Origin of the sequence: Microbacterium sp. 69-10 (assembly GCF_001897945.1) — a bacterium.
Taxonomy (GTDB): Bacteria; Actinomycetota; Actinomycetes; order Actinomycetales; family Microbacteriaceae; genus Microbacterium.
In genome coordinates, this window is sequence record NZ_MKRT01000034.1 from 25,837 (window position 1) to 27,811 (window position 1,975).

3 protein-coding genes (1 of these 3 cut by a window edge) are annotated in these 1,975 nt (G+C 68.4%); all 3 read left to right on the plus strand.

Annotated elements, in window-relative coordinates; all coding sequences use genetic code 11:
• On the plus strand, positions 1-883 hold an 883-nt coding region (locus BGN97_RS18375; RefSeq protein ID WP_292704764.1), incomplete at its 5' end, for a malate:quinone oxidoreductase.
• Positions 884-893: 10 nt separating this feature from the next.
• On the plus strand, positions 894-1,523 hold the full coding sequence (locus BGN97_RS18380) for a thymidine kinase (protein ID WP_292704766.1): 630 nt from the start codon (positions 894-896) through the stop codon (positions 1,521-1,523).
• A 59-nt stretch (positions 1,524-1,582) separates the two neighbouring features.
• Positions 1,583-1,975, plus strand: partial view of a GntR family transcriptional regulator gene (locus BGN97_RS18385; RefSeq protein ID WP_292704768.1) — the 5' portion only. It continues 303 nt past the right edge of the window; only the first 393 of its 696 coding nucleotides appear in the window; it begins with the start codon at positions 1,583-1,585; the stop codon falls past the right edge of the window.

Consider the following 1,975-nt stretch of genomic DNA (forward strand, 5'->3'; position numbering starts at 1 on the left):
GAAGAGCTCCGGCGTGCAGGTGCTCCCCAATCACGAGGTGCGCTCGCTCAAGAAGCAGAAGGACGGCACCTGGCTGGTGAAGAACCGCCAGACGGTCGGCCGCACCCCCAGCCAGGTCAAGGCGCGCTTCGTGTTCGTCGGCGCCGGCGGCTGGGCCCTCAAGCTTCTGCAGAACAGTGGCATCCCCGAGATCAAGGGCTACGGATGCTTCCCGATCGGCGGCCAGTGGCTGATGACCACCAAGCCTGAGATCGTCGCCAAGCACCAGGCCAAGGTGTACTCCAAGGCGACCGTCGGCGCCCCGCCGATGTCCGTTCCGCACCTGGACACGCGTGTCGTCGACGGTGAGACCTCGGTGCTGTTCGGGCCGTTCGCCACGTTCAGCCCGAAGTTCCTGAAGAACGGCTCGAATTGGGACATCGTCACGCAGGTGCGCCCCTCGAACCTGTTCAGCATGCTGAAGGTCGCGGTCACCAACTTCGACCTCATCAAGTACCTGGTGACCGAGCTGCTCAAGAACCACAGCCGCAAGGTCGACGACCTGCGTGAGCTCATGCCTGACGCCAAGGACGAGGACTGGACGCTGCGTCAGGCCGGCCAGCGCGCCCAGGTCATGCACAACGGCAACCTGCAGTTCGGCACCGAGGTGATCACCTCGGCGGACGGCTCGATCTCGGGTCTGCTGGGCGCATCGCCGGGCGCGTCCACGGCCGTGCCGATCATGCTGGGCCTGCTCAAGCGCTGCTTCGCCGAGGAGTACGCAGGCTGGGAGCCCCGGCTGCGCGAGCTGATCCCCACGCTGGGGGAGAAGCTGAACGACCAGCCCGAGCTGGCGGAGAAGACGTTCGCGGAGACCTCGGCGACCCTGTCGCTGCAGAGCTGACGGAACCACCGTGGCGAAGCTGTACTTCCGCTACGGCGCGATGAACTCGGGCAAGTCGACGGCTCTGCTGCAGGCGGCCTACAACTACGAGGAGCGCGGGCAGCGGGTGCTGCTCGCCAAGCCCGAGATCGACACCAAGGGGGCGTCGCAGATCGAGAGCCGCCTCGGCATGACGCGTGAGGTCGACTTCCTGATCGGATCCGAGGACGACGCCCGTGCGCTGTTCGCGGTGCATCGGCAGCGGATCCGCGACGAGGTCGACGAGGAGCTGCTCCCCGCGGCGCCCGCCGACGTGGCGTGCCTGCTGATCGACGAGGCCCAGTTCCTCACGCCCGAGCAGATCGACGATCTGTTCCGGATCGCGGTGCTGGACGGCATCCCCGTTCTCGCCTACGGCATCCGCAACGACTTCCGCACACATGCGTTCCCGGGCTCCGCCCGGCTGCTGGCGATCGCTCACACGCTCGAGGAGCTGAAGACGATCTGCCGCTGCGGTCGCAAGGCCGTGTTCAACGGACGCAGGGTGGACGGCCGGTTCGTGTTCGACGGCGACCAGGTCGCGATCGACGGCGTCGCCGTGACCTACGAGTCGCTGTGCGGCAATTGCTACCTCGAGGAGTCCGGGGGAGTGCTGGGCTGAAGGGCGTTTGCGTGGTCTGACCACATCGGATAACCTGTGGTCTGACCACAGGAGGACGGATGCCGGAGACCACAGCGCGCGCCTGGCGCACCGTGCTCGCTCGGGTGGAGAGCGATCTGCTCGACGGCACACTCGGCCCGGGGGACCGGCTGCCCTCCGAGCGCGACCTCGCCGCCGATCTCGGCGTCGGGCGCTCCAGCGTGCGCGAGGCGCTGCGCGTGCTCGAGGTGATGGGGCTGATCCGCACGGCGACCGGCTCCGGGCCCCAGGCGGGCGCGATCGTCATCGCGGCGCCGTCCGGAGGCATGTCGACGCTGCTGCGGCTCCAGGTGGCCGCACAGGGCTTCCCACTGGCGGATGTCGTGCAGACCCGGCTCGTGCTGGAGGACGCCGTCGCCGCGCGTCTGGCCGCCGACCCGCAGCGCGATCTCGCCGGAGTCCGAGGCATCCTG